The following is a 24,911-nucleotide window of genomic DNA, read 5'->3' as shown; positions in this document are numbered from 1 at the left end:
GCGCGCGGAAAAATCAGCTTGATCCTGGTCAATTCGCCGGTCGTCGATCCGATCCCGTTCAATCCGATTCTAGTCAATCGCCGGCATTGCGCAACGCCAGTGCCGCGCCGAGCGGCCCGAGCACGGCAAAAAACATCGTGATCGCCACCAATATCAAGAAAGGCGGCATAAACGGGGCGGGATCCTCGACCGCCGCATAGGAGGCGCTGACCCCGAAGATCAGCACAGGCACGGCGAGCGGCAGGACGAGGATCGACACGAGCAGCCCGCCACGCGGCAGGGCGACAGCGACCGCCGCTCCGACCGCACCGATGAAGGTCAGCGCCGGCGTGCCGACCAGCAGCGTCAGCATGGTGGCGCCGATCGCCACCTCGTCCATGTTCATGAACAGGCCGAGCAGTGGCGAGGCGATCACCAGCGGCAGGCCGTTGCCGAGCCAGTGGGCGAGGCATTTGACGAGCACGGTCAGGACGAGCGGATGTTCCTGCATGAGAAGAAGGTCGAGCGATCCGTCTTCGCGTTCGGTCTGAAACAGGCGGTCGAGGCCGAGCAGGGCAGACAGCAGCGCGCCGATCCAGACGATCGCCGGACCGATGCGGGAGAGGAGGTTGAGGTCGGGGCCGACGCCGAAGGGGATGACGGCGACGACGGTCATGAAGAAGAGGACGCCGATCAGGGCGCCTCCGCCGGCGCGGACGGAGAGTTTGAGGTCGCGGAGGAGGAGGGAGGTCATGATCGGACGCTCCGTGTCCGGGGCGCACCCCCTCTGCCCTGCCGGGCATCTCCCCCACAAGGGGGGAGATCGGCAAGACGCCGGACCTCCGCCAAGCGTTGATCGTTCGGGGAGCGGAGAGAGCAGATTTCAGATTGGTGACGGCGGATTTATGCCTGGATTTGAGGCAGGGCATTGGCCCCATCCAATCTCCCCCCTTGTGGGGGAGATGCCCGGCAGGGCAGAGGGGGGTGGCCAAGGGCAGAACGATCACCATCTCCCCTCCGCCACGCCTGCAAACCCCGTCATCTGCAATTCCCTTGCATTCTCCAGCCCCAGCGGCTGATGGGTCGCCGCCAGCACAATGCCGCCGGTCGCCAGATGCAACTTGATCAGCCCGGTGAAGACACTCTCCGCATTGACATCGAGCGCCGCAGTCGGCTCGTCCAATATCCAGACCGGCCTGGAAGCGACCAGCAGCTTGGCAAACGCCATGCGGCGCTGCTGGCCGGCGGAGAGATAACCGAAGGGCAGATGGATGATCCCCCCGAGACCCACGGCCTCTGCGGCCTCGCCCGGGGAGGTGCCCTTGCCGTCCTCCGCGTCGCCCAGGAAATCCTTCCAGAAGGCGAGATTCTCAAACACCGTCAACTCCGCCTTCATCGCGTTGCGGTGGCCGAGATAGTGGCAAGCCTCGGCGGCGCGCATTCCCGATTCGGCACTCTCCGAAATCCAGGTGACGCGACCGGTCTCCGGGCGCAGCAATCCCGCCACGACCCGCAGCAGGGTCGATTTCCCCGATCCGTTGCGGCCGGTCAGGACGAGGCTTTCACCGGCTCCGAGGGTAAAGGAGATGTCCGTGAAAATCAGGTCTTCGCCGCGTCTTGCACTCAAGTTTTCGGCCGAAAGCCGCATGCCGGAGACCTTCATTAAGATTTTAATCATCGCGATCCGAAAATTTATTCGGAATGCGCGCCAAGCGTCTGGAACCCTTCTTAGAAATTATCTATAAGCACTGCAACCACGCCAGCGGCCGGCGTGATTTCAATCTTCCGCCGAACCTGAAGATCCCAAAAAATCTTCTCGTGCGGACAGCGGAAATGGTCGCACCCGCATCCTGATGTGCATGAAGTGCATAGGCGTCCGCACGCGCGTGTTGGCTCTTTTATCAGCGGGGTTGTTTTCCGTGGCTAAATCTCTCGACAGTTTCAATTGTCGCTCCATCCTTACCGTAGGCGGTAAGGATTACGTTTACTACAGCCTTCCGAAGGCTGAGCAAAACGGCCTTGCCGGCGTTTCGAAGCTGCCCTTCTCGATGAAGGTGCTGCTCGAAAACCTGCTCCGCTTTGAAGACGGCCAGTCCGTCACCAAGGAACAGATCCTGACGGTCGCCGAATGGCTGAACAACAAGGGTCTCGCGGAAGCGGAAATCGCCTACCGTCCGGCCCGCGTGCTGATGCAGGACTTCACCGGCGTTCCCGCCGTCGTCGATCTTGCCGCAATGCGCGACGCGATGGTGTCGCTCGGCGGCGATCCGGAAAAGATCAACCCGCTCGTTCCCGTCGATCTCGTCATCGACCACTCGGTTATCGTCGACGAGTTCGGCACGCCGACCGCGTTTGCGAAGAACGTCGAACTCGAATACGAGCGCAACGGCGAGCGTTACCGCTTCCTGAAGTGGGGCCAGCAGGCGTTCAAGAATTTTCGCGTCGTTCCTCCGGGCACCGGCATCTGTCACCAGGTGAACCTGGAATATCTCGGCCAGACGGTTTGGACCAAGGAAGAGGACGGCGAAACGATCGCCTATCCGGACACCTGCGTCGGCACCGATTCGCACACCACGATGATCAACGGTCTCGGCGTTCTCGGCTGGGGCGTCGGCGGTATCGAAGCGGAAGCTTCCATGCTCGGCCAGCCGGTCTCGATGCTGCTGCCTGAAGTCATCGGCTTCAAGCTCACCGGCAAGCTCAAGGAAGGCGTCACCGCGACCGACCTGGTGCTCACCGTCGTGCAGATGCTGCGCAAGAAGGGCGTGGTTTCCAAGTTCGTCGAATTCTTCGGTCCGGGCATGGACAACATGCCGCTCGCAGACCGCGCGACGATCGGCAACATGGGTCCGGAATATGGCGCGACCTGCGGCTTCTTCCCGGTAGACGGCGAAACCATCAACTACCTGACGATGTCCGGCCGCACGCTTGAGCGGATCGCGCTGGTCGAGGCCTATTCCAAGGTCCAGGGCATGTGGCGCGACGGCGACGGTTCCGACCTCGTCTTCACCGACACGCTCGAACTCGACCTCAACGACGTCGTGCCGTCGATGGCCGGCCCGAAGCGTCCGGAAGGCCGTATCTCGCTCGACAAGATCGCATCCGGTTTCGCCGGTTCGCTCGATACCGAATACAAGAAGCCCGGCCAGCTCGACAATCGTTACCCCGTCGAGGGCACGGACTTCGATCTCGGCCATGGCGACGTGGCGATTGCCGCGATCACCTCCTGCACCAACACGTCCAATCCGTCGGTGCTGATCGCCGCCGGCCTTCTCGCCCGCAACGCGGTTGCCAAGGGCCTGAAGTCCAAGCCGTGGGTGAAGACCTCGCTTGCACCGGGATCCCAGGTCGTCGGCGAATACCTTGCCAAGTCCGGCCTGCAGGCCGATCTCGACAAGCTCGGCTTCAACCTGGTCGGCTTCGGCTGCACGACCTGCATCGGCAATTCCGGCCCGCTGCCGGCGCCGATCTCGAAGACGATCAACGACAAGGGCCTGATCGCCGCCGGCGTGCTCTCGGGCAACCGTAACTTCGAAGGCCGTATTTCTCCGGACGTCCAGGCGAACTACCTCGCCTCGCCGCCGCTCGTCGTCGCTTATGCGCTGGCCGGTTCGGTCCAGAAGGACCTGACCTCCGAGCCGCTCGGCGAAGACCAGAACGGCAACCCGGTCTTCCTCAAGGACATCTGGCCGACCTCGAAGGAAGTCCAGGAATTCATCCTGAAATACGTCACCCGCGAACTCTATGAAACCAAGTATGCGGACGTCTTCAAGGGCGACGAGAACTGGCAGGCGGTCAAGATTCCTCCGGGCCAGACCTATGCCTGGGACGACGATTCGACCTATGTGCAGAACCCGCCTTACTTCGTCGGCATGGGCAAGACCGGATCGGGTCTCAAGAACATCAAGGGCGCCCGCGTCCTCGGTCTCTTCGGCGACAAGATCACCACCGACCACATTTCGCCTGCCGGTTCGATCAAGGCTGCCTCGCCGGCCGGTGCCTACCTGACCGGCCATGGGGTCGGCGTTGCCGACTTCAACCAGTACGGCACGCGCCGCGGCAATCATGAAGTGATGATGCGCGGCACGTTCGCCAACATCCGCATCCGCAACTACATGCTCGGTCCGAACGGCAAGGAAGGTGGCTACACCTTCCACTATCCGTCCAAGGAGGAGATGTCGATCTACGACGCGGCCATGCAGTACAAGGCCGAGGGCGTTCCGCTGGTCATCTTCGCCGGCGTCGAATACGGCAACGGTTCGTCGCGCGACTGGGCCGCGAAGGGTACCAACCTGCTCGGCGTCAAGGCGGTCATCGCCCAGTCCTTCGAGCGTATCCACCGCTCGAACCTGGTCGGCATGGGCGTCGTTCCCTTCGTCTTCGAAGAGGGCACGACCTGGGCCAGCCTCGACCTCAAGGGCGACGAGACCGTGGAGATTCTCGGTCTCGAAGGCGACATCAAGCCGCGCGAATGGAAGATCGCCAAGATCACCTATGGCGACGGCACGGTGAAGGAAATCAACATCCTTTGCCGCATCGATACGCTCGACGAGGTCATCTACATGAACAACGGCGGCATCCTGCAGACGGTTCTGCGCGACCTCGCCGCCTAAGCGAACATTCGCTCATCATCCGCCGGAGCGAAAACTCCGGCGGATTCCTTCCCGTTATCCGACGCACCTGCACCTGCTTGCCAAGGGGTCGTCGTTCTGCCCCTAAGGTCCCGTGCCCTTGACCGTCGTCATCCTCATCGGAATGGCCGTCACCGTTTTCCTGACATCGCTGCTTTCGGGAATTTTCGGCATGGCGGGCGGGCTGATCCTGCTCTGGGTGCTGCTTTTCCTCTTTCCGGTCAGTACCGCGATCGCCATCCACGGCGTCATCCAGATGGTCTCGAACGGGTCGCGCGCCTGGTTTTCCCGGGCGTATGTCGACTACCGCATTCTCGGCATTCTGGGCCTCGGTCTCGTCATCTCGAGCATCATCCTGCTGATCGTCGACTATCAGCCGGATCTGATCGTCGTGTCGATCGCCATCGGGCTGATGCCGATCCTCGTCTGGATGCCGGTCTCGAAACTGCGGCTCGACGCCTCGAAGCCGCTGCATGCGCTGGTCTGCGGGCTGATCGCCGGGGCGCTGACGGTCGGCGTCGGCGTGTCGGGGCCGACGATCGACATCTTCTTCATCCGTACGACGATGGACCGGCGCAAGGTGATCGCCACCAAGGCGGCGGTGCAGGTCGCCTCGCATGCGACGAAGGTGGTGTTCTACTGGAATGCGGCCTCGGAACTGCCGACCACCGAATGGATTGCTGTGCTGGTGGCGGCGCCGATTGCCATCCTCGGAGCGCGGGCCGGCAACGACATCCTGCAGAAGATGACCGACCAGAATTTCCGCGCCTGGACGCGCTGGATCGTCACCGGCGTGGGTGCCGTTTATTTTACTCAAGGCCTGCTCAAACTGATTTGACCTCGGCGTGTTTTTCGCCAAGTTTGACACCCGACGAAACGCATTCGGAAACCGATCAAATATCCGGTCTTCACCCCTTCGTGACTTTCTCTTGAGGGTGCCCGGTGGTTACTTTCCGCCATCCCGTGCGTTAGGCCCTTGATCGCTGCGAGCAATCGTGGATAACAGTTACCCTGATAAAAAGGTCTGCCACCCATGCCCTTCCGTTTTCGCTCCGTACTCCTTGTTGCGGGCCTGTTTTATGCGGGCGCTGCATTTGCAGGAGAGGTCAGGGCGCCGAAGGGCGTGATCGAACTTTTTACCTCCCAAGGCTGCTCCTCCTGCCCGCCTGCCGACGCCGCTCTGGGTGAGTTGGTGGCGCAGGGAGACATGGTCGTGCTCTCCTACCACGTCGATTACTGGAACTATCTCGGCTGGACCGATACGCTGAGCTCCAAGGAAAATACCGAGCGGCAATATGGCTATGCAAAGACGCTGGGGCGGAGCGGCGTCTATACCCCGCAGGCCGTCATCAACGGGCGCGATCACGTCAAGGGCACCGACCTCACGATCATCAACGACAAAGTGAAGGCACTCGGCCAAACCGGCAAGGGGCTCGACGTCCCGGTCACCGCAGCGATGCGCGGCGACGAAATCGAGATCGAGATCGGCGGCGGCAAGGGGCAGGCGGACGTCGTCGTCGCCTATTTCACCAAGCGACAGCAGGTGGATGTCACCAAGGGTGAAAACAGCGGCAAGACCATGGACTATTGGCACGCCGTTTACGACGTGCAGTCGGTCGGCACCTGGAACGGCCAGAGCATGAAGCTGACCCTGCCGGGCAAGCTGATGGGCAAGTCCAAGAAGGACGGCTGCGCGATCCTGCTGCAGGCCTCGGGGCCGGGCGGCGAGCCGGGCGCCATTCTCGGTGCGACGGTGCTGATGGCAGGCTACAAGAAATATTGACCGCGGGCGGGGTTCAAGGCTTGCCGGATTGTGCGTGAGCGATTGTTGGCGGCCCGATCCAATAACATTGGGGGGCTGGGGGTAAGGGTCAATGCACCAGACCGGGCCATATGGCGCTGAAAACGGCGCCAACCAACGCTGCCAATCTCGCTTCGAAATCGGGCACTCTTTTGTTCGAAATGGGGCAAGAATAAAATCGTGGCGGTTCGTCCCCGGCCGGATTGCCGGGGTTGATTTTTGTCGCCTCTCAGGCACACTGTCATATCTCTGACATTTGACGATTTGGGAGTCTTGATGACAGATCAGCCGGATTTGCCGGGGGGCCAGAGACCCCAGGACGCAGCCGTTGTCGTCGATCTCAGTGAATATCGGCAGAACCGCGATCCCGCACCGGTCACCTTCCATCGGCGCGAACTCGATGCGATCTTGAGGATTTACGGCCGCATGGTCGGCGAAGGGGAGTGGAAGGACTACGCGATCGATCACCTCAGGGATCGGGCGGTATTCTCCATCTTCAAGCGTTCGGGCGAGACGCCGCTGTTTCGAATCGAGAAGAACCCCAAGCTCGCCGCCAAGCAGGGCGCCTATTCCGTCATGAACACCCATGGCCTGATCATGAAGCGCGGCCACGAGCTTCCGCAGGTGCTGAAAGTGTTCGACAAGGTGCTGAAGCTGATCGACTGAGGCGGCCCGCTATTCGGTAAACAGCGAGCCCGGATAGACGCTAAGGTCCGGATCGGTTTCATTGCCTTCGCCCAAAGCGACCTGCATCAGCACCGTATCCTGCCATTTTCCGTGCTTGAAGCCGGTGCCTTTGAGGGTTCCGGTCAGCTCGAAGCCGAGGCCGCGATGAAGGCCAACGGAAGCCGGGCTTGCGCCGCCGATGACGGCGACCATTTGGCGGAAGCCGAGCGTCTCGCAACGCACCAGCAGTTCCTTGAGCAGCGCCTTTCCGACGCCTTTGCCGCGCGCGTCCGGCGCCAGGTAGATCGAATCCTCGACCAGCCAGCGATAGGCGGGGCGGGTCCGGAAGGCCGACGCGTAGGCGTAACCGAGGAGAGTGCCGTCCTGCTGTTCCGCTGCGATATAGGGATAACCCTTGGCCCGGATCGCCTCGAAGCGGGCGGCCATCTCCGCCTGGTCCGGGGGCAGGATCTCGTAGCTCGCCGTGCCGTTCAGCACGCTGTCGCGATAGATTTCGGTGATGGTCGGAAGATCGGCGGGGGAGGCGTCGCGGAGATGGAATGTCATTGAGATTTGAGGCCGTTGAAAGGAATGGCCAAGCCTATGCTGCGGCGCGAAGCCGGGCAATAAAAAAGGCGACCCGGAGGCCGCCTTTTTCCTGTTCGCATTCCTCGAGATCAGTTGTTCCGGTTGCCCAGGAACTGGAGGAGGAACGTGAAGAGGTTGATGAAGTCGAGGTAGAGGGTCAGAGCGCCCATGATGGCCTTGCGGCCAGCAACCGCGACGTCGTCGCCGTCAAAGTACATTTCCTTGATCTTCTGCGTGTCGTAGGCGGTGAGGCCTGCGAAGATCAGCACGCCGATCGCCGAGATCGCGAAGCCGAGTGCGGAAGACGCCAGGAAGATGTTGACGATCGAGGCGATGATCAGGCCGAACAGGCCCATGATCAGGAACGAGCCCATGCCCGACAGGCTTCTCTTCGTCGTGTAGCCGTAAAGCGACAGGGCGCCGAAGGAGGCTGCCGTGATGAAGAACGTCTGCACGATGCTCTGCGAGGTGTAGACGAGGAAGATCGACGACAGCGAAAGGCCCATTAGGGCCGCGTAGCCCCAGAAAGTGGCCTGTGCCGCGCCGACGCTCATCTTATGAACGCGGAAGCTCAGGAAGAACACCACCGCGAGCGGCGCGAGCATGACGACCCAGCGAAGCGGCGAACCGTAGATCGCAGCGCCGAGGCTGGTCAGCAGGATGCCGTTCGGAAGCCGGGCGACAGCTGCAGCCGCATCCGTCGTCGTTGCGAGGGCCGAGATACCATAGGCGGCGATACCGGTGATAGCCAAGCCGACAGCCATCAGGTTGTAGACCTTGAGCATGTAGGCGCGCAGGCCTTCATCGATCATCGCGCCGGACTGGGCGCGACCCTGCGCCGCCCGGGTCTGGTAGTTGTTAAAGTCAGCCATTGTTTCCTCTTTAAGCTCCGGAATTATTCACGGTGTCGGGCCCCCTTTTTTACGGACCCAGGCGCCGCTGCGGAGCTCCAGCAAGCCTGCGCATAAATATGATGCGAGATCGCTTCACATACAAGAGGTGCGGCAAGCGAAAAACGCAAGCCATGGGAGCCATTTAGCAACCTATGGGACGCTCTGACGGGAATTTGATCAGAGAGTTAACGGGAAATACTACCTGTGGGAGAATTAGAGCTCGCGCAGTACCGGCGCGGCCTTCTGCCCTAATATGCGCCATGTGCCGGCAAGGCCTATTCCGACGGTCAAAACCAGAGAGACGGCGAGCGTCAGCACTGCGATGTCGGGCAGGAAGACCGACTGGAGCCGCATGATCCGGCTGACCACGAACCATGCGGAGAGGCCGCCGGCGAGAAGCGCGAAGAGCGCGGTCGCCGTTCCGAGGATCATGTATTCGTAGCTGAAGGCGCGCATCAGCATGCTGCGCGTGCCGCCGAGCGTTTTCAGGATGACGGCGTCATGGGTGCGTGCCCGGTTGCCGGCCGCCAGCGCACCGGCAAGCACCAGCACGGAGGCGATCAGCGCAACGGCCGCTGCGGCCCGGATCGCGGCCGCGAGCTGGCCGACGAGCTGGTCGACGATATCGATCGCGTCCTTCACCCGAACGCTGGTGATGGTCGGGTAGGCGTTGGTAACGGCGCGCAGGATCGCCGCTTCCTGCTGGGCGGTGGCTTGAGGATCGCTCAGCGTCGCGAGCCAGGCATGCGGTGCGCCGCGAAACGTGTTCGGCGAGAAGATCATCACGAAATTGATCGACAGCGATTCCCACTGAACTTTACGGAAATTGGCGATGCGGGCGGTGATGTTGCGGCCGAGCACGTTGACGGTGACGGTGTCGCCGAGTTTCAGGCCGAGTTCGCCGGCCTCTTCCGCCGAGAAGGAGACGAGCGGTTCGCCGGTATGGTCGGCGGTCCACCACTCTCCCGCCGTCAGCGCCGAGTTGGATGGAAGCTTGTCCTCGTAGGTGATGCCACGGTCGCCGCGCAACACCCAGCGGCCGGCGGGCGGCACGTTCATCTGGGTCACGTCCTGGCCGTTGAAGGCGAGGATGCGGCCGCGCAGCATCGGCACCTGGGTGATCGCACCCGCCGGCGCCTGTTGTTTCAGGATGTTGACGAACCCGTCGCGCTCCGATCCCTGGATGTCGACGAAGAAGAAATTCGGCGCCTGCTGGGCGATGCTGCCGGTCAGCTGGCGACGCATGTTGCCGTCGATCAGGGCGAGCGTCACGAGCAGGGCAAGGCCGAGGCCGAGCGACAGCACGACCGAAGGCGTCAACGCGCCCGGCCGGTGGATATTGCCGATCGCCAGTCGCAGCGCCGGCGAGTTGACCCGCGGGCTTCTTTTGGCAAGCGCGGCGATCAGGGCCGCAACGAGGCGCAAGAGCACGAAGGCACCGGCGACGGCGGCGAGGAAAACGGAGGCGATGAAGCGTTCTTCCGCAGAAACGATCGCAAGTGCCGCCAGTGCAGCAAGCGCCAGACCGGCGGCCAGAAGATAGGGCCAGGAGGGAAGGCGGGTGTTGTCGAAGCTCTGTTCCCGGAAAAGGGCGGTTGCCGGCACTTCGCGGGCATGGCCGAGCGGCAGAACGGCGAAGGCGAAGGTGATCAGGATGCCGAACAATGCGGCAAGCGCCAGCGCCGAGGGATAGAAGGTGACTTCCTTCGGAACCGGAAGCACGCCTTCGAGGAATTGCAGCGCCACGAAGGGCGAGACGGCGCCGATGACGAGGCCGATCAGGATGCCGATCACCGCGAGCAGCATGATCTGGATGAGATAGATCATCGTCACCACCGAGGCCGGCGCGCCCAGGCATTTGAAGGTGGCGATCGTGGTGCGCTTGGCATCGAGGAAGGCGCGTACCGCATTGGCGACGCCGACGCCGCCGACGATCAGTGCCGTCAGGCCAACCAGCGTCAGGAATTGCGAGAAGCGGTCGACGTTTTCGGTAAGCGAGGGGGCGGCACGGTCGCTGGTGCGGACCGACCAGCCGGCGCTCGGGAACTCGCGATTGGCGCGGGCGGCAAGCGTCGAGCGGGTTGCCGGGTCGTCGAGCCGCACCTTGTAGGCATGTTCCACAAGGCTGCCGGTAGTGATCAGGCCGGAGGCCGCGAGTGCCTCGCGACTGACGATCAGGCGCGGCGCAAAGCCGAAACCGTCTGAAAGCGCGTCGGGCTCGGCGGTGATCGTGCCGCGCAATGTCAGCCGGGCATTGCCGAGCAGAAGCTGGTCGCCGTCCTTGAGGCCGAGGCGTTCCAGCAGAAGCGGGGCTGCCAGCGCGCCAAAAACCTCTTCCTGCTTGCCAAGAAGGTCGGGCAACGGTGCGGAAGGTTCTGCGCCGAAACTGCCGTAGAGCGGATAGGCGTCGTCCACAGCCTTGACCTCGACCAGCGCCTGCTCGGAACCGTCAGGCTTGCGGGCCATGGAGCGCAGGCTCGTGGACAAGGAAACCTTGCCGAGGCGGGTGAGGAACGCGCGTTCCTGGTCGGTGGCTTCGCGGTTGTTCAGTTCGAAACGGATGTCGCCGGCAAGGATTTCCTGGCCTTGAGAGGCGATGGCCCCGGTGATGGCCCGCGATACCGAATTGACGGCTGCGATCGCCCCGGTGCCGAGCGCGATACAGGCGAGGAAGATGTAGAAGCCGGCAAGCCCGCCGCGCATTTCGCGCAGCGCCAGGCGGAAGGAAATCGAGAGGCGCGGAAAGGCCGACCTCATGCGGAAACCGCCTGAACGGTCGCGTGGGCGGTGGCGCTGTCGCCGACGATCTCGCCGGAACGGACGCGGATCTGGCGCGAGCAGCGGGCGGCAAGCGCATTGTCATGGGTGACGAGCAGCATGGTCATGCCGCGCTCCGCCTGTTTCGAAAAGAGCAGGTCGGCGATCTGCCGGCCGGTCTCGGTGTCGAGATTGCCGGTCGGTTCGTCGGCGATCAGCACGGAGGGGGAGGGAGCAAGGGCGCGGGCGATCGCCACGCGCTGCTGCTCGCCGCCGGAAAGCTGGCCGGGATAGTGGCTCAGCCGCTCGCCGAGGCCGACGGCGGTCAGTTCCCGCCTGGCGATCTCGAAGGCGTCCCTGACATTAGCGAGTTCGAGCGGAACGGCGACGTTTTCGAGCGCCGTCATGTTGGCGATCAGGTGGAAGGACTGGAAGACGATGCCGATATTGCGGCCGCGGAAATCGGCCAGCCTGTCTTCGGACAGCGCGTGAAGGGGAGCGCCGTTGATGACGATCTCGCCACTGTCCAGCCGCTCGAGGCCGGCCAGGACCATCAGCAGCGTCGATTTGCCGGAGCCCGAAGGCCCGACGATGCCGACGGCCTCGCCTGCGCGGATTTCGAGGTCGATCTGCTTCAGCACATGCACCGAGGCTGCCGCGCTGCCCAGGGTCAGATCGGCCTTCTTCAGTGTGATGATGGTTTTAGTCAAATCGAACCGTCCTATATTAGGCGTGAAGCGTAACCCGAGTACCGCATTGCGGTCGCGCTCAATCTAGGAGACGGATCGTGAGTTTTAAAGCAAGCCTGCTTCACTTCATCGTCATGTCCGCGCTGGTGCTGGCCGCATTGCCGGCCGCCGCGCAGGATAGGACGATCCAGATCGTCGGTTTCGGCGACAGCCTGATGGCGGGCTACCAGCTTGCGCCTTCCGAGTCCTATACGGCACAGCTCGAGGCGGCGTTGAAAGCCGCGGGGCAGAATGTCGTGGTCGCCAATGCCGGCGTTTCCGGGGACACGACGGCGGCGGGCTTGTCCCGCATCGACTGGTCCGTGCCCGACGGCACGGATGGCGTGATCCTCGAACTCGGCGCCAACGACGCGCTGCGTGGCATCTCCCCGGACCAGTCGGAAAAAAATCTCGATGCGATCCTGGCGCGGCTGAAAGAACGGAAGATCCCGGTCTTCCTGATCGGCATCCTGGCGCCGCCGAACATGGGCGGGAATTACGCCGAAAAGTTCAACCCTATCTACAAGCGGTTGGCCGACAAATACGCGGTGCCGCTCTATCCGTTCTTCCTGGATGGGGTCACGACGATTTCCAGCCTGCAGCTCTCGGACGGCATGCATCCCAACGCCAAAGGGGTCGCCGTGATGGTCGAAAAGACCGTTGAACCTGTCAAAAGCTTCCTGGGGGCTATTAAGGATAAGGGAAAATAACAGCTTGCGCGGAACTCCGTTGCATGATTCGCTGTTTGCATCTGCAAAAGATTCGAGGAGGTCCCTATGCCGAGACTTTTCACCGCCCTCGAAATTCCGCGCAATGTAGCGATGAGCCTGTCTCTCCTGCGCGGAGGGATCCCCGGTGCCCGGTGGATCGACGTGGAGAACTATCACATCACACTGCGCTTCATCGGCGATGTCGACGGCCGCACCGCCGACGAGATCGTCGACCGGCTGGACCGCATCGACCGGCCGGAATTCCAGGCGACGCTGACCGGGATCGGCTCCTTCGGGTCGAAAAAGCCGCATTCCATCTGGGCCGGCGTTTCGCCATCCCCGGAAATATATGCGCTGCAGGCGGAGATCGAACGGATCTGCCAGCGTTTCGGCTTGCCGCCGGATCCCCGCAAGTTCACCCCGCATGTGACGCTGGCACGGCTCAAGAATTGCCGGCTGGACGATGTGGTCCATTACCTTTCCGGCCGCGGCAACTTCTATACGGCGCCCTTCACGGTGCCGCGTTTCGTGCTGCTGTCATCGAAGGAATCGGTCGGGGGCGGGCCTTATCTGACGGAGGAAATATTCCCCCTGCAGGAGGCGAGCTACGGCACCGCCTATGCTGGCGACATGGAGCCGGCAAAAAGCCTCCTTTAACCCGAAGTAGCCCCTTTCCGAAGGAGCGTTGGACGATGAACTACGAAAAGCTGGATACGGCGGGCGTCGAGCGCGAGTTCGCGACGCTTGACGGCTGGGAGCTGAAGCCGGAAGGCGACGCGATCTTCAAGAGCTTCAAGTTCAAGACCTTCATCGAGGCCTTCGGTTTCATGGCCGAATGCGCGCTGTCCGCCGAGAAGCTCAACCACCACCCGGAATGGTCGAACGTCTATTCGCGGGTCGACGTGCTGCTGACCACCCACGCGACCAGGGGGCTGACCGATATCGACTTCAAGCTTGCCCGGGCGATGGACAAGGCATCCTCGCGCCGCAATTGAACTTCATGGTCCAAAACCCATATTGGATGGGCACACGTTGAGCGAACGGAGCGACCATGGACGACGTGAAGATCGGCGAAATTCTGCTGCCGGGTGACGAGGATACGCAAGACCGCCGCGAGCGGCAGGTTCGCGCCAAGTTCTGGCCGACCCTGAAGCGGGCGGTCCGGCAGGTGCCGTTCAGCCGCGACCTGGTCGCTGCCTATTATTGCGCGATCGACCGGCGGACCCCGACCCGCGTGCGGGGCGTGCTGCTTGCGGCGCTCGCCTATTTCGTGATGCCGATCGATTTCCTGCCGGACATGTTCGTTCTTGTCGGCTTCACCGATGATATCGCGGTGCTCGCCGCCGCCTTCCGGATGATCCAGGGCCATATTGCCGACCGCCATTACGAGGCTGCCGACCTGGTGCTGGCAGACAATCCAGACATCGCCGACGGTGTCCGCGGCAAATAGTCTCAAGGGGCGTTATCCCTCCGAAGGATCTTCGAGAACTCGTCGCAAGCGCTCGAATGCGAGCCGGATTCGGGACTTCACCGTGCCGAGCGGAAGACCCGTGGACGAGGCAATTTCCGAATGGGACTGGCCGAGGAAGAAGGCCGCCCGCACCAGTTCCATCTGTTCGCCGGGGATATCGGCAAGGGCTGCGCGCACGAGGGCATCGCGTTCCTCGCCTTCGAAGATCGTATCTGCGCCCGGCGCCTCGGTCACGAAGAACAGGGGTTCGTAGACGTCCAGCGGCCTGTGCCTCGCCCGGCGTTCGGCGTCGATGCGGCGGTTGCGGGCGATACGGAAAAGCCAGGTGGACAAGGAGGATCGGGCCGGATCATAGAGGCCGGCGCGGTGCCAGAGAACGGCCATCACCTCCTGGACGAGTTCCTCCGCATCGTCGGGCCGCATCGACCGTTTCACCAGCCAGGATTTCAAACGCGGCGCGTAATAATCGAACAGCATGGTAAAAGCTGCCTGATCGCGCTCATCGGCCACTGCCCTTACCAAGCCGGCGAAGTGGTCTCTTTCGTCTACATTCATTTACGCTGCGCAAAGTTTCCGATGAGATTCGCATCATATTCGACCATTCTAATGTCATTGTGAGAGTTAGGAAAAGGACAAACTCTTGCCCCAATCCTTGTGTCACTGATTGACGAAACGCATGGAAATTCTGCTGGTTGGGTCTTTGGAGGCATGGCGGTGAGTGCTATTCCTACCATCCAAGGGCCAGGGCAGGAGGTTCAGCAAATTCTAATGGTCTGGTTGACGGTTTGGTAACCAGGATCAAGTCAAAATGCGCCGAATCAGGATCATGCCTGGCAAGGCTTGCCCGCTCGGGCCGTTGAACGAACAAAACCGGCAGGAGACCATGTCTGTAAGAACAATCGCAACCGCATTGGCAATCTTGGCCGCAAGCGCCGGCCTGGCATCGGCTCAGGCGCCGAAGGCCACTGCCCCGGCCAAGCCGCAGCAGGCCCAGGCACCGGCAGCAGCGGCCGCAGGTCCCACGCACATCCAGCAGTTCAAGGCATGGGGCGCCTATTCCTACAAGTCGGGCGCCAGCAATGTCTGCTACGTGATTTCGGTGCCGACCACCAAGGAACCGGCCGGCGTCGATCACGGCGATATCTTCTTCATCGTCTCGCAGCGGCCCGGACAGAACATTTCCTACGAGCCGCAGGCGATGGTGGGATACGTGCTGCAGCCGAATTCCAAGGTCACCGTGACGATCGACAAGAAGAACTTCACGATGTTTACCAAGGACAAGGCGGCCTGGGTCGAGAACGCCGCCGAGGAGCCGGCGCTGGTCGCGGCAATGAAGACAGGTCAGAACATGAGCGTCAGCGCCGTTTCCGGCCGTGGCACCAAGACCTCCTATGCCTATTCGCTGCAGGGCATCGCGGCCGCGCTGAAGCAGATCGAAACCTGCAAGTAAGCGTCCGCGCGCAGCAAGAACCTGGAAGGCCGGTCCCGTGACCGGCCTTTTGCATTTCCTGAAGCATAGTGACGCGGCGGCTATTTGATGATAAAGCCCGCCTCAACGAAGGTCCGGCACATGTGCCCGATGGGCCGATACAGGTTTCACGCATTCAACATGCCCTGACTTTCCCGCTGGTCGAACGTGGGAAAGCTGCATGTGTTCGAACGGGATAAAAGAATGTCAGTCTCAGAGGCTCTGGCGCCGGTCGCCATCAAGAAGCCGCTCGTCGCCAATCCGGATCTGTTCGGCACCAAGCCGTCGCTGATCGGGCTGACGCGCGAAGACATGGCGGCAGCGCTGAAGGAAAAGGGCGTATCGGAAAAGCAGGTACGCATGCGCGTCAGCCAGCTCTGGCACTGGCTCTATATCCGCGGTGTCTCCGATTTCGATGCGATGACCAACGTCGCCAAGGACATGCGCGAGATGCTGAAGGCGCATTTCACCATCGCGCGTCCTGAGATCGTCGAGGAACAGGTTTCCAATGACGGGACCCGCAAATGGCTGCTGCGTTTTCCGCCGCGCGGCGCCGGACGTCCGGTCGAAGTCGAGACCGTCTACATCCCGGAAGAAGGTCGCGGCACGCTCTGCATTTCGAGCCAGGTCGGCTGCACGCTGACCTGTTCCTTCTGTCACACCGGCACCCAGAAGCTGGTGCGCAACCTGACCGCTGAGGAAATCCTGTCGCAGTTGCTGCTGGCCCGTGACCGGTTGGGTGATTTTCCGGGCACCGACACGCCGCCCGGCGCGTTCGTTCCGACGGGCGACCGTAAGGTCACCAACGTCGTGATGATGGGCATGGGCGAGCCACTCTACAATTTCGAAAGCGTCAAGACCGCGCTGCTGATCGCGACCGACGGCGACGGGCTGTCGCTGTCGAAGCGGCGGGTCACTCTGTCGACTTCCGGCGTCGTCCCGGAAATCTTCCGGACCGGCGACGAGATCGGTGTGATGCTGGCGATCTCGCTGCATGCGGTGCGCGACGACCTGCGCGACATGCTGGTGCCGATCAACAAGAAATATCCGCTGAAGGAGCTGATCGAGGCCTGCCGCAATTATCCGGGGCTTTCGAACGCGCGGCGCATCACCTTCGAATATGTGATGCTGAAGGACGTCAACGACAGCCTGGAGGACGCCAAGGCGCTGATCCAGCTGCTGAAGGGCGTGCCGGCGAAGATCAACCTCATCCCCTTCAACCCCTGGCCGGGCACCAACTACCAGTGTTCGGAATGGGCACAGATCGAGAAATTCGCCGACTTCATCAACCAGGCGGGTTACGCCTCGCCGATCCGTACCCCGCGTGGCCGCGACATCCTCGCCGCCTGCGGCCAGCTGAAGTCGGAATCGGAGCGGATGCGCAAGACCGACCGTCTCGCCTTCGAGGCGATGATGATCGCCGGGCACGGCGAGGACGACTGAGGTCTACCAGAAATATTTCGGGGCGCATGTCGATCGGCTTGCATCCCGTTCGTTATCGGTCACCATCGCAATTGAGCGATGGCTGAACCGAGGATACGGACATGAAATATATGGCGCTGATCTACACGAGCCCGGCAACGATGACGCCTCCCGATTCTCCGAATTTCGGCCGAATGATGGAGGGCTACAAGCTCGCCAACGAGACCTATAAGCGCGACGGCGTCTATGTTTCCGGCGATGCGCTGCAGCCCGCGACGACCGCCACGACCGTGCGCGTGCGGGACGGCAGGACCGAAACGATGGATGGTCCTTTCGCTGAAACCAAGGAACAGCTTGCCGGCTTCTACATCCTTGATTGCTCTTCGCTCGACGATGCGATCCGCTATGCCGCGATGATCCCCGGTGCGGCTCACGGTGCGGTGGAAGTGCGGCCGATCATGGTTTTCGACCGCTGATGAACGGCCATGCGGCGACGGCTCCCATTGCCGAGGCGATCGACAGGATCGCCCGGCAGGATGGCGGCCGTCTCCTCTCCAGCCTCGTCGGCTCGCTTAGAGATTTCCAGCTCGCCGAAGACAGTTTTCAGGACGCGCTGGAATCGGCACTCGTTCATTGGAACCGCAACGGGTTGCCGGCCTCGCCGCATGCCTGGCTGATGCACGTCGCTCGCCGCAAGGCCATCGACCGGCTGCGGCGTTCGGCAAATTTTCGGGCGAAATCCGCGGAGATCGCCAATTTGATCGAGCTCGAAAGCGGATCTACAACGGGAAACGAACCGGATTCGATCGGTGACGAGCGGCTGAAGCTGATCTTCGCCTGCTGCCATCCGGCGCTCGACAAAAAGACCTGCGTGGCTTTGACCCTGCGTTCGGTCTGCGGGTTGAAGACCGAAGAGATCGCGAATGCCTATCTGGACGGGCACGAGGCCATGGCCCAGCGGCTGGTGCGTGCCCGTCACAAGATTGCCAAGGCCGGCATCGCCTATGAGGTGCCGGGGCCGGAGGGCTGGACGGCGCGGCTCGAAAGCGTGCTCGCGGTGGTCTACCTGATCTTCAACGAAGGTTATTCTTCGGGAAGCGGCCATCACCTTCGCACCGATCTCTGCGAGGAAGCGATCCGGCTCGGCCGGTTGCTGGCGGGGCTTTGCCCTGATGAACCCGAGATAGAAGGGCTGCTGGCACTGATGCTGCTGCATCACGCCCGCCGTGCGGCCCGGCTTGGCGCCGCCGGCGAAATCCTGACGCTTGAAACTCAGGATCGCAATCTCTGGGATCGGGCCCAAATCTCGCAAGGCATCGCTCTTCTCGAACAGGCGCTCGGCCGTGGCCGGCCCGGTGCCTACCAGTTGCAGGCGGCGATCATCGCCGTGCATGCCGAGGCGTCGAGCTTCGCGGAGACGGACTGGCAGCAGATCGCCTGGCTCTATGCCGAGCTTGCCCGCACCGCCGACAATCCCGTCTATGAGCTCAACCGGATCGTTGCCGTGTCCTACGTGGAAGGTCCCGCCGCGGCGCTGGCCTGCCTCAAGCCGATCGCCATGGCCCTGCTGCAATACCAGCCGTTCCATGCCGTCCAGGCAGACCTCCTGGCGCGGGACGGACAGCTGGACCAGGCGCGGCTCGCCTATCGCCGGGCGATCGAGCTTTCGCAGTCCGATGCGGAAAAGCGGTTTCTTTCGGAGCGGCTGGCCGCGCTTTCCCGCCGCTCTCCTATCGCGCCTGGGTGAAGAAGATCTTGGCGGCGAAGACCGAAAAGACGCCTGCGAACGTGTAGTCGATGCCGCGCAGGACCTTCGGATTGGCCTGGAGCCAGCCCGACAGCCAGTCGGCCGCCAGGACGACGATCAGGTTCACCGGCATGCCGATCAAGATGAAATAGAAGCCGAAAAAGATCAGCTTGCCGGTGACATGCGGATCGCCGGCCGTCACGAACTGCGGCAGGAAGGTCATGAAGAAGATGATGACCTTCGGATTCAAAATATTGACCCAGAAGCCCGTCGAGATGTTGGCGAGTGGACTGCTCGCGCTCTTTTCAACCTGCTCGACGGAAAAATTCGAGCCGAAGCGGATCGCCTGGATCGCCAGCCACAGGAGATAGGCGGCTCCGCCGGTCTTGAGGATGAAGAAGGCGGTCGGCGATGCGGTGATCAGCGCCGAGATGCCGAAGGCGACGAGCAGCGTGTGGCAGACGACGCCGAGGCTGGTGCCGAGCACCACGAACAACGCCGGGCGCCGGCCTTCGCCGAGCGCGCGGCTGATCGACAGCGTCATGTCAGGCCCGGGCGTCAGGGCCAGAAGCAGGCCGGCGGCGGTGAAGGCAAGCAGGGCGGCAAGGCTCGGCAGGAATTCCATGGGTCACGCTCGAATAGCCGGGTAAAGGAATGCTCCATCTACCCGGCTTTCGAAGCCGTGCCAAATCAATCTATCAACGTCCGTTGATGAATTCCTTTGATGCTTCCGCGAAGCCCGGATGCCAGCGCGACAGCGGCGGACGGTTCTCGATGACATCGCCGATCGCCCAGGCCATGCGGCGTTCGTCGGTTGCCCGATCCACGTCATTGTCGGGGCACAGGATATAGAAGTCGCCGCGCTCGAGGCTCACCAGCATGAACTCGACCGTCTGTTCCGGCGTCCAGGCGCCGGCAGGCTTTTCGATGCGGTCGCCTTTCGTCAGGCCGGTAAACACGAAGCCGGGGATGAGCAGATGGGCCGACACCTGGCAGTCGGGCGTGTTGCGAAGCTCGTGCTGGAGCGCTTCGGTGAAGGCCTTCACACCGGCCTTGGCGACGTTGTAGGCGGGGTTGCCCGGCGGTGTCGTGATCCCCTGTTTCGAGCCTGTGTTGACGATCAGCGACGGCTCGCCATGGGCGATCATGGCCGGCCCGAACGTCCTCGTGCCGTTGATGACGCCGAGGAGGTTGACGGCGAAAATACTGTCCCAGTTGACCTGCGGCCCGAATATCGAGCTTCCCGGGCTGATGCCGGCATTGTTCATCAGCACATGCACCCGGCCGAAACGCTGGATGACGGCGCGTTCCAGCGCCTCGATCTCGTCCGGCTTGGAGACATCCGTGCCGATGGCAGCGACATCCGCCTCGCCGTCTTCGGCAAGAGCCGCGACCTCGCGGGCTGCTTCCGCGAGGCTGTCGCCCTCCAGGTCGGCTAGGACGACGGAAAGGCCCATCCTGGCAAATTCCTTCGCGGTGGCAAGGCCGATGCCCGATGCGGCACCGGTAATCACGGCAACATTATCCTTCTTCAGAGCGGGATGAGTGATGGTCATGGCAAGATTCCTCTATGACGCTGCTGTTCAAAGGTCGGGCGGGATATGGTACCCTCATCAGATAGTGTCAACATGACAGACAGGTCACACCGGAGAGCCTGATGGGCAAGATGACGTCGATTACCGTGGACGAGGAACTGACGGCTTTCATCGACAGACAGGTGAACGGCGGCCATTACAGTTCGGCAAGCGAAGTCGTGGAGGCGGCCCTGCGCCTGCTGCGGGATAGCGAAGACGGTATCGAAGCCATCCGCGCCGCCATTGATGAGGGCGAGGCTTCCGGCGAGCCGCAACCCTTCGATTCCGACGAGTTCTTAAGCGAGATGCATCGCAAATATGGTGCCTAAGCCTCGCGGATATAGCCTTTCGCCGCGAGCGCGACGCGACCTCGAGGAGATTTGGCGTTATACATTTCAGAAATGGTCGCGTGCCAAGGCAGACGACTATTATCACGAACTGATCGATGCCATGTTGGAACTCGCAGGCGACACAAGACGCGGCAAGCCGCTTGATCATATACGGCCGGGCTATTTCAGTCTCTCATCCGGTTCCCATTTCATCATCTACAAACGTATCGGAGCGCGAATTTCGATCGTCCGCGTCCTGCATCAGCGGATGAACCTGGGCCGCCATCTCTGACCAGCTTTGCCGAGTTTTTCTTGCGTGCCTCAAGAAACTCGCTAAAAGTGCCGCAATTCATGACTTGGCAGTTTCAAGAACCGCTTCCACCCGCAGACGGACGTAAATCGACATGGCACTCCCGAAAGACGTAAAGAAGGTCGTTCTCGCCTATTCCGGCGGTCTCGACACCTCGATCATCCTGAAATGGCTGCAGACCGAACTCAACGCCGAGGTGGTGACCTTCACCGCCGATCTCGGCCAGGGCGAGGAGCTGGAGCCGGCCCGCAAGAAGGCCGAGATGCTCGGCATCAAGGAGATCTATATCGAGGACGTGCGCGAGGAATTCGTGCGCGATTTCGTCTTCCCGATGTTCCGCGCCAACGCCGTCTACGAAGGCGTCTACCTGCTCGGCACCTCGATCGCCCGTCCGCTGATCTCCAAGCACCTGATCGAGATCGCCAAGAAAACCGGTGCCGATGCGATCGCCCATGGCGCGACCGGCAAGGGCAACGACCAGGTCCGCTTCGAGCTTTCGGCCTATGCGCTGAACCCGGATATCAAGGTCATCGCGCCGTGGCGCGACTGGGCTTTCAAGAGCCGCACCGATCTCCTGAAGTTCGCCGAGGAAAACCAGATTCCGGTTGCCAAGGACAAGATGGGCGAGGCGCCGTTCTCCGTCGATGCCAACCTGCTGCACTCCTCTTCCGAGGGCAAGGTTCTCGAAGACCCGGCCGTCGAGGCTCCCGAATACGTGCACATGCGCACGATCTCGCCGGAAGCCGCGCCCGACAAGGCGACGACCATCAAGGTCGGCTTCAAGAGGGGCGATGCGGTTTCCGTCAACGGTGTCGCCATGTCGCCGGCGACCCTGCTCGCCGCGCTTAACAATTACGGCCGCGACAACGGCATCGGCCGTCTTGACCTCGTCGAGAACCGTTATGTCGGCATGAAGTCGCGCGGCGTCTACGAGACCCCCGGCGGCACGATCCTGCTGGCCGCCCACCGCGCGATCGAGAGCATCACGCTGGACCGCGGTGCCGCGCATCTCAAGGATGACATCATGCCGCGTTACGCGGAGCTCATCTATTACGGCTTCTGGTTCTCGCCGGAGCGCGAAATGCTGCAGGCGCTGATCGACAAGAGCCAGGAGCATGTGGAAGGCGAAGTGACGCTGAAGCTCTACAAGGGCAATGTCATGGTCATCGGCCGCGAGAGCGAAAAGTCGCTCTATTCCGACAAGCTGGTCACCTTCGAGGACGACCAGGGTGCCTACGATCAGAAGGATGCCGCGGGCTTCATCAAGCTCAATGCGCTGCGCCTGCGCACGCTCGCCAAGCGCAATCTGGGCAAGTAATTCCTGATAATCCGATCACCGAAACCCGCCTGCCCAAAAAGGGAGGCGGGTTTTTTCATGCCCTGCGGCTGGCGATCCGGAAACCGATGTAACCGAGCACGGCGATCAGGTGCATGGCGGGAATGACGATGCCGAAGGCCGGTAGCGGCGCGCCGATCGAGGCGGCGGCGACGCCGCCTACGAAGCCGGCGCCCATCTGGATGAAGCCCATCATTGCCGATGCGGACCCGGCAATATGGGGGAAGGGGATAAGGCCCGCCGCGGTCATGTAGGGCGACACGAAGGCGATCCCGAAGGCGCACATGGCAACCGGCACCATGACCGAGAGAAAGGACGGCGGCAGGTAGTGGACCGAAAGGGCCATGACGACGCCGCCGCTGCCGCTGAAGATCAGCCCGATCAGGGGTGCGCGTTCCGCCGGCAACCATCTCGAGATGACGCGCAGGCAGACCGAACCCATCAGGAAGAAGCCGGATTGCATCAGCATGCTCATGCCGAACTGGGTCGGCGTCAGCCCGACCTTCTCGATCAGGATGAACGGCAACACGGCCGCCTGGGCATACATGGAGCCCACCGCGCCAGCGAGCACCATCGCGGTGAACAGGAAGGGTGTCAGGGCGATGATTTCGCCATAGGCCTGGACGAGCCGCAGCGGCTTCAGCCGGCTGCGATCGGGTACCGTGGTTTCCTTCATGCAGACGGTGGACAGGAAGACCAGCAGCGCTCCGAAACCGACCATCAGCAGGAAGACCGATCGCCAGCCGAATGCCGCCAAGGCGAGACCGCCGAATGTCGGACCGAGGGACGGCCCGATCGCCAGGATGATGCCCATCGTGTTGATGATCCGGGCCGCGTCGCCGCCGTTGAACTGATCACGCACGATGGCGCGCGACACGGTGATGCCGACCGAAGCGCCGATACCCTGGATGAGACGGCCGGCGAGCACCCATTCGATCGTCGGCGCAAAGGCCGCAAGCAGTGAACCGGCAAGATAGATCAGGAGGAAGCTCAGCGAGGCGGTCTTACGGCCGAAGGCGTCGGAGACCGGGCCGGCGACCAGCTGCGCCAGCGCAAAGCCCGCGAAATAGAGCGACAGCGACATCTTGATCGCCGCTTCCGTGGTGTCGAAAGCACGCACCAGTTCGGGCATCGCCGGCGTGTAGATCGCCATGGAAATCGGCCCGATCGCCGTCAGGAGGGCGCCGATGATCGTGGTCCGGCGCTCGCTCATCCGAGCGGGGATAGGCGGCATGTTATCGGCTTTCATCAGGTGCGGTCTGCAATGCGGCGGAAGGGACGGCGGCCTGCAGGTTGGCGTTGAACAGGGCCAGCGCCTCGCGCAGGATCCGGTTGTTTTCCTCGCTGAGGCCCTCGGTCGCCTGGGCGAGAATGCCGTTCAACTCGTTGCGGATCGAGCCGATCATCTCGCTGGAAGTCTCCGTGAGATTGATCCGCTTTGCACGCCGATCGGCGGAGCATTGCTGCCTTTCGACCAGTCCAAGCGCCTCCAGCTTGTCGAGATAGGCGCAGAGCGTCATCGGCTCGACACCCATGCGGGCGGCGATGTCGAGCTGGCGGCTGCCGTCGAGAGCCGCGATGTTGATCAGGGCGCGGGCTTCCCCGGGTGTCAATCCCAGGCCCGCCTGGGCGATGCGGCGCTCGAAGGCGGCACGCAGCAGTCGGGCACTGTCGACGATCAGGAACCCCAGAATGTCCATATGCTTTTCGGCACCCTTCGCCTCGTCGTCGAATTTCATAAGGCACCCTTACTATCTTTCGGGTACGAGGCAAACGGAAAAGGGGGTGCTCTGGTTGCATTGACACGGGTAAAATCGGAGGCGAGATTGTCGCAGCCTTCCGACGGAGACCATCATGTCATCATCGCTGCTTGCCGGCGCCTTTTTCGCGGCGCTTGCCTATACGCTCATTCCGGGGCCGGCATTCCTGGCGCTGCTCGGCATCGGTGCCGGGCAGGGAAGGCAGGCCGGGGCCTTCTTCATGGGCGGCCATCTGGCGGGGGACATCCTGTGGTCCGGACTGGCGCTGGTGGCGATCATCGGCGCAAAGACGGTCGGCACCACCCTCTTCGACATACTCGGGGTTTTCTGCGGGCTCTATCTCGGCTGGATCGGCTGGAGCGCATTGCGGGCGAAGCCGAAGGAGGATGGCGGCGCTCTGGTGACGGTCGAAAGACCACTGCGGCGCGGGCTGATCTTCGGCCTGACAAACCCCAAGGGGTATCCGGTGGCGCTGGCGACGTTCACCGCGCTGCTTGCAAGTTCAGCCGATGCACTGGATTTCAGCGCGCTGCCGCTTCTTCTCGCCGTGTCGCTGATCGGTTTCCTGACGGCCGATCTGGTGCTGATCGGGATTATCGGCGCCGGCGTGGTGCGGCGTTTCTATCGGAAACACGAGAGGGTGATCGTCCGGCTCTCCGGACTGCTGTTCATCGGTTTTGCGGTGCAGGCGCTCTGGCACTCGGCACCGGGCCTGTTCGGCCACCGGCGGGCCTGAAGGTG

The 24,911-nt window shown here is 62.3% G+C and carries 27 protein-coding genes; 16 read left to right on the top strand and 11 right to left on the bottom strand.

Features of this window, described 5'->3' with window-relative positions:
• Positions 1-73 precede the first annotated feature (73 nt).
• A complete protein-coding gene (gene ccmB / locus LZK81_RS21150) occupies positions 74-733 on the bottom strand; it encodes a heme exporter protein CcmB (protein ID WP_233954563.1) in 660 nt (219 codons plus the stop codon).
• Positions 734-982: 249 nt separating this feature from the next.
• Positions 983-1,627, bottom strand: coding sequence for a heme ABC exporter ATP-binding protein CcmA (gene ccmA / locus LZK81_RS21145; protein WP_233956645.1), 645 nt, complete (start codon positions 1,625-1,627; stop codon positions 983-985).
• 271 nt (positions 1,628-1,898) lie between these two features.
• Here ccmA and acnA point away from each other — a divergent pair, with 271 nt between their 5' ends.
• The 4 genes from acnA to LZK81_RS21125 all read left to right on the top strand — a co-directional run bounded on the left by acnA (position 1,899) and on the right by LZK81_RS21125 (position 7,077).
• Positions 1,899-4,592: an aconitate hydratase AcnA gene (acnA, locus tag LZK81_RS21140; protein WP_233954562.1), complete on the top strand. Its 2,694-nt coding sequence runs from the start codon at positions 1,899-1,901 to the stop codon at positions 4,590-4,592.
• Between the two features lie 118 nt (positions 4,593-4,710).
• Complete coding sequence (locus LZK81_RS21135; RefSeq protein WP_233954561.1) at positions 4,711-5,448, top strand: sulfite exporter TauE/SafE family protein; 738 nt, start codon at positions 4,711-4,713, stop codon at positions 5,446-5,448.
• Positions 5,449-5,643: 195 nt separating this feature from the next.
• Entirely contained in the window at positions 5,644-6,393 is a 750-nt protein-coding gene (locus LZK81_RS21130; protein ID WP_046610586.1) for a DUF1223 domain-containing protein, read from the top strand.
• A 294-nt stretch (positions 6,394-6,687) separates the two neighbouring features.
• On the top strand, positions 6,688-7,077 hold the full coding sequence (locus tag LZK81_RS21125; RefSeq protein ID WP_046610587.1) for a DUF2794 domain-containing protein: 390 nt from the start codon (positions 6,688-6,690) through the stop codon (positions 7,075-7,077).
• 9 nt (positions 7,078-7,086) lie between these two features.
• On the opposite strand, the gene LZK81_RS21120 is transcribed toward LZK81_RS21125, so the two are convergent.
• The 4 genes from LZK81_RS21120 to LZK81_RS21105 form a co-directional block, all read right to left on the bottom strand.
• Entirely contained in the window at positions 7,087-7,644 is a 558-nt protein-coding gene (locus LZK81_RS21120; RefSeq protein ID WP_233954560.1) for a GNAT family N-acetyltransferase, read from the bottom strand.
• A gap of 110 nt (positions 7,645-7,754) precedes the next feature.
• A complete protein-coding gene (locus tag LZK81_RS21115) occupies positions 7,755-8,537 on the bottom strand; it encodes a Bax inhibitor-1/YccA family protein (protein ID WP_046605219.1) in 783 nt (260 codons plus the stop codon).
• Between the two features lie 234 nt (positions 8,538-8,771).
• Positions 8,772-11,315 carry an ABC transporter permease gene (locus tag LZK81_RS21110; protein ID WP_233954559.1) on the bottom strand — a complete coding sequence of 848 codons (2,544 nt, stop codon included), beginning with the start codon at positions 11,313-11,315 and terminating at the stop codon, positions 8,772-8,774.
• On the bottom strand, positions 11,312-12,025 hold the full coding sequence (locus LZK81_RS21105; protein ID WP_233954558.1) for an ABC transporter ATP-binding protein: 714 nt from the start codon (positions 12,023-12,025) through the stop codon (positions 11,312-11,314). The genes LZK81_RS21110 and LZK81_RS21105 overlap by 4 nt, the downstream gene beginning before the upstream one ends.
• 77 nt (positions 12,026-12,102) lie before the next feature.
• Between LZK81_RS21105 and LZK81_RS21100 the strand changes: the two genes are divergently transcribed.
• From LZK81_RS21100 to LZK81_RS21085, 4 genes are all read left to right on the top strand, one after another.
• Entirely contained in the window at positions 12,103-12,753 is a 651-nt protein-coding gene (locus LZK81_RS21100) for an arylesterase (RefSeq protein ID WP_233954557.1), read from the top strand.
• A gap of 66 nt (positions 12,754-12,819) precedes the next feature.
• Complete coding sequence (gene thpR, locus LZK81_RS21095) at positions 12,820-13,410, top strand: RNA 2',3'-cyclic phosphodiesterase (RefSeq protein WP_046605223.1); 591 nt, start codon at positions 12,820-12,822, stop codon at positions 13,408-13,410.
• A 35-nt stretch (positions 13,411-13,445) separates the two neighbouring features.
• The gene (locus LZK81_RS21090) at positions 13,446-13,748 is read left to right on the top strand and encodes a 4a-hydroxytetrahydrobiopterin dehydratase (RefSeq protein WP_046626657.1); all 303 of its coding nucleotides are present in this window, start codon (positions 13,446-13,448) and stop codon (positions 13,746-13,748) included.
• Between the two features lie 56 nt (positions 13,749-13,804).
• Complete coding sequence (locus tag LZK81_RS21085; protein WP_233954556.1) at positions 13,805-14,203, top strand: YkvA family protein; 399 nt, start codon at positions 13,805-13,807, stop codon at positions 14,201-14,203.
• Between the two features lie 12 nt (positions 14,204-14,215).
• On the opposite strand, the gene LZK81_RS21080 is transcribed toward LZK81_RS21085, so the two are convergent.
• Complete coding sequence (locus LZK81_RS21080; protein ID WP_233954555.1) at positions 14,216-14,779, bottom strand: sigma-70 family RNA polymerase sigma factor; 564 nt, start codon at positions 14,777-14,779, stop codon at positions 14,216-14,218.
• A 328-nt stretch (positions 14,780-15,107) separates the two neighbouring features.
• Between LZK81_RS21080 and LZK81_RS21075 the strand changes: the two genes are divergently transcribed.
• The 4 genes from LZK81_RS21075 (at position 15,108) to LZK81_RS21060 (ending at position 18,861) form a co-directional block, all read left to right on the top strand.
• On the top strand, positions 15,108-15,674 hold the full coding sequence (locus LZK81_RS21075) for an invasion associated locus B family protein (protein ID WP_233954554.1): 567 nt from the start codon (positions 15,108-15,110) through the stop codon (positions 15,672-15,674).
• 330 nt (positions 15,675-16,004) lie between these two features.
• Complete coding sequence (gene rlmN, locus LZK81_RS21070; protein WP_233956643.1) at positions 16,005-17,135, top strand: 23S rRNA (adenine(2503)-C(2))-methyltransferase RlmN; 1,131 nt, start codon at positions 16,005-16,007, stop codon at positions 17,133-17,135.
• 101 nt (positions 17,136-17,236) lie between these two features.
• Complete coding sequence (locus LZK81_RS21065) at positions 17,237-17,590, top strand: YciI family protein (RefSeq protein WP_046605228.1); 354 nt, start codon at positions 17,237-17,239, stop codon at positions 17,588-17,590.
• Positions 17,590-18,861: an RNA polymerase sigma factor gene (locus LZK81_RS21060; protein ID WP_233954553.1), complete on the top strand. Its 1,272-nt coding sequence runs from the start codon at positions 17,590-17,592 to the stop codon at positions 18,859-18,861. Before LZK81_RS21065 ends, LZK81_RS21060 begins: the two co-directional genes overlap by 1 nt.
• On the opposite strand, the gene LZK81_RS21055 is transcribed toward LZK81_RS21060, so the two are convergent.
• Together LZK81_RS21055 and LZK81_RS21050 are read right to left on the bottom strand one after the other, a co-directional pair.
• Positions 18,845-19,486, bottom strand: coding sequence for a LysE family translocator (locus tag LZK81_RS21055; RefSeq protein WP_046610596.1), 642 nt, complete (start codon positions 19,484-19,486; stop codon positions 18,845-18,847). The two genes, LZK81_RS21060 and LZK81_RS21055, sit on opposite strands and share 17 nt — an antisense overlap.
• A gap of 73 nt (positions 19,487-19,559) precedes the next feature.
• Complete coding sequence (locus tag LZK81_RS21050; RefSeq protein ID WP_233954552.1) at positions 19,560-20,417, bottom strand: SDR family NAD(P)-dependent oxidoreductase; 858 nt, start codon at positions 20,415-20,417, stop codon at positions 19,560-19,562.
• A gap of 101 nt (positions 20,418-20,518) precedes the next feature.
• Here LZK81_RS21050 and LZK81_RS21045 point away from each other — a divergent pair, with 101 nt between their 5' ends.
• The 3 genes from LZK81_RS21045 to LZK81_RS21040 all read left to right on the top strand — a co-directional run bounded on the left by LZK81_RS21045 (position 20,519) and on the right by LZK81_RS21040 (position 22,392).
• Positions 20,519-20,764, top strand: a complete 246-nt coding sequence (locus tag LZK81_RS21045) for a type II toxin-antitoxin system ParD family antitoxin (RefSeq protein WP_046605232.1) — start codon at positions 20,519-20,521, stop codon at positions 20,762-20,764.
• Positions 20,754-21,056, top strand: a complete 303-nt coding sequence (locus LZK81_RS29460) for a type II toxin-antitoxin system RelE/ParE family toxin (RefSeq protein WP_046610598.1) — start codon at positions 20,754-20,756, stop codon at positions 21,054-21,056. Before LZK81_RS21045 ends, LZK81_RS29460 begins: the two co-directional genes overlap by 11 nt.
• A 112-nt stretch (positions 21,057-21,168) precedes the next feature.
• On the top strand, positions 21,169-22,392 hold the full coding sequence (locus LZK81_RS21040) for an argininosuccinate synthase (RefSeq protein ID WP_233954551.1): 1,224 nt from the start codon (positions 21,169-21,171) through the stop codon (positions 22,390-22,392).
• Between the two features lie 55 nt (positions 22,393-22,447).
• On the opposite strand, the gene LZK81_RS21035 is transcribed toward LZK81_RS21040, so the two are convergent.
• Positions 22,448-23,623, bottom strand: a complete 1,176-nt coding sequence (locus LZK81_RS21035) for a multidrug effflux MFS transporter (protein WP_233956641.1) — start codon at positions 23,621-23,623, stop codon at positions 22,448-22,450.
• A 22-nt stretch (positions 23,624-23,645) separates the two neighbouring features.
• Positions 23,646-24,149, bottom strand: a complete 504-nt coding sequence (locus LZK81_RS21030; RefSeq protein WP_370649365.1) for a MarR family winged helix-turn-helix transcriptional regulator — start codon at positions 24,147-24,149, stop codon at positions 23,646-23,648.
• Positions 24,150-24,264: 115 nt separating this feature from the next.
• On the opposite strand from LZK81_RS21030, the gene LZK81_RS21025 reads away from it, so the two are divergent.
• Positions 24,265-24,906 (top strand): LysE family translocator, encoded by a 642-nt coding sequence (locus LZK81_RS21025; RefSeq protein ID WP_233954550.1) that lies wholly within the window; start codon positions 24,265-24,267, stop codon positions 24,904-24,906.
• The last annotated feature ends 5 nt before the right edge of the window (positions 24,907-24,911 follow it).

Source organism: Neorhizobium galegae, from assembly GCF_021391675.1.
Taxonomy (GTDB): domain Bacteria; phylum Pseudomonadota; class Alphaproteobacteria; order Rhizobiales; family Rhizobiaceae; genus Neorhizobium; species Neorhizobium galegae_B.
The sequence above is the reverse complement of the archived record's forward strand: the minus strand, read 5'-3'. Positions and strand labels throughout refer to the sequence as shown.

Excerpts from the sequence above, each read along its gene's own strand:
- LZK81_RS21080 (WP_233954555.1), bottom strand. The coding sequence starts at position 14,779 with ATGAATGTAGACGAAAGAGACCACTTCGCCGGCTTGGTAAGGGCAGTG.
- LZK81_RS21090 (WP_046626657.1), top strand. The coding sequence starts at position 13,446 with ATGAACTACGAAAAGCTGGATACGGCGGGCGTCGAGCGCGAGTTCGCG.
- LZK81_RS21130 (WP_046610586.1), top strand. The coding sequence starts at position 5,644 with ATGCCCTTCCGTTTTCGCTCCGTACTCCTTGTTGCGGGCCTGTTTTAT.
- LZK81_RS21120 (WP_233954560.1), bottom strand. The coding sequence starts at position 7,644 with ATGACATTCCATCTCCGCGACGCCTCCCCCGCCGATCTTCCGACCATC.
- rlmN (WP_233956643.1), top strand. The coding sequence starts at position 16,005 with ATGGCGGCAGCGCTGAAGGAAAAGGGCGTATCGGAAAAGCAGGTACGC.
- LZK81_RS21115 (WP_046605219.1), bottom strand. The coding sequence starts at position 8,537 with ATGGCTGACTTTAACAACTACCAGACCCGGGCGGCGCAGGGTCGCGCC.
- LZK81_RS21075 (WP_233954554.1), top strand. The coding sequence starts at position 15,108 with ATGTCTGTAAGAACAATCGCAACCGCATTGGCAATCTTGGCCGCAAGC.
- LZK81_RS21085 (WP_233954556.1), top strand. The coding sequence starts at position 13,805 with ATGGACGACGTGAAGATCGGCGAAATTCTGCTGCCGGGTGACGAGGAT.
- ccmA (WP_233956645.1), bottom strand. The coding sequence starts at position 1,627 with ATGCGGCTTTCGGCCGAAAACTTGAGTGCAAGACGCGGCGAAGACCTG.
- LZK81_RS29460 (WP_046610598.1), top strand. The coding sequence starts at position 20,754 with ATGGTGCCTAAGCCTCGCGGATATAGCCTTTCGCCGCGAGCGCGACGC.
- LZK81_RS21065 (WP_046605228.1), top strand. The coding sequence starts at position 17,237 with ATGAAATATATGGCGCTGATCTACACGAGCCCGGCAACGATGACGCCT.
- LZK81_RS21040 (WP_233954551.1), top strand. The coding sequence starts at position 21,169 with ATGGCACTCCCGAAAGACGTAAAGAAGGTCGTTCTCGCCTATTCCGGC.
- LZK81_RS21060 (WP_233954553.1), top strand. The coding sequence starts at position 17,590 with ATGAACGGCCATGCGGCGACGGCTCCCATTGCCGAGGCGATCGACAGG.
- LZK81_RS21055 (WP_046610596.1), bottom strand. The coding sequence starts at position 19,486 with ATGGAATTCCTGCCGAGCCTTGCCGCCCTGCTTGCCTTCACCGCCGCC.
- thpR (WP_046605223.1), top strand. The coding sequence starts at position 12,820 with ATGCCGAGACTTTTCACCGCCCTCGAAATTCCGCGCAATGTAGCGATG.
- LZK81_RS21030 (WP_370649365.1), bottom strand. The coding sequence starts at position 24,149 with ATGAAATTCGACGACGAGGCGAAGGGTGCCGAAAAGCATATGGACATT.
- LZK81_RS21045 (WP_046605232.1), top strand. The coding sequence starts at position 20,519 with ATGGGCAAGATGACGTCGATTACCGTGGACGAGGAACTGACGGCTTTC.
- LZK81_RS21050 (WP_233954552.1), bottom strand. The coding sequence starts at position 20,417 with ATGACCATCACTCATCCCGCTCTGAAGAAGGATAATGTTGCCGTGATT.
- LZK81_RS21110 (WP_233954559.1), bottom strand. The coding sequence starts at position 11,315 with ATGAGGTCGGCCTTTCCGCGCCTCTCGATTTCCTTCCGCCTGGCGCTG.
- LZK81_RS21035 (WP_233956641.1), bottom strand. The coding sequence starts at position 23,623 with ATGAGCGAGCGCCGGACCACGATCATCGGCGCCCTCCTGACGGCGATC.
- ccmB (WP_233954563.1), bottom strand. The coding sequence starts at position 733 with ATGACCTCCCTCCTCCTCCGCGACCTCAAACTCTCCGTCCGCGCCGGC.
- LZK81_RS21125 (WP_046610587.1), top strand. The coding sequence starts at position 6,688 with ATGACAGATCAGCCGGATTTGCCGGGGGGCCAGAGACCCCAGGACGCA.
- LZK81_RS21025 (WP_233954550.1), top strand. The coding sequence starts at position 24,265 with ATGTCATCATCGCTGCTTGCCGGCGCCTTTTTCGCGGCGCTTGCCTAT.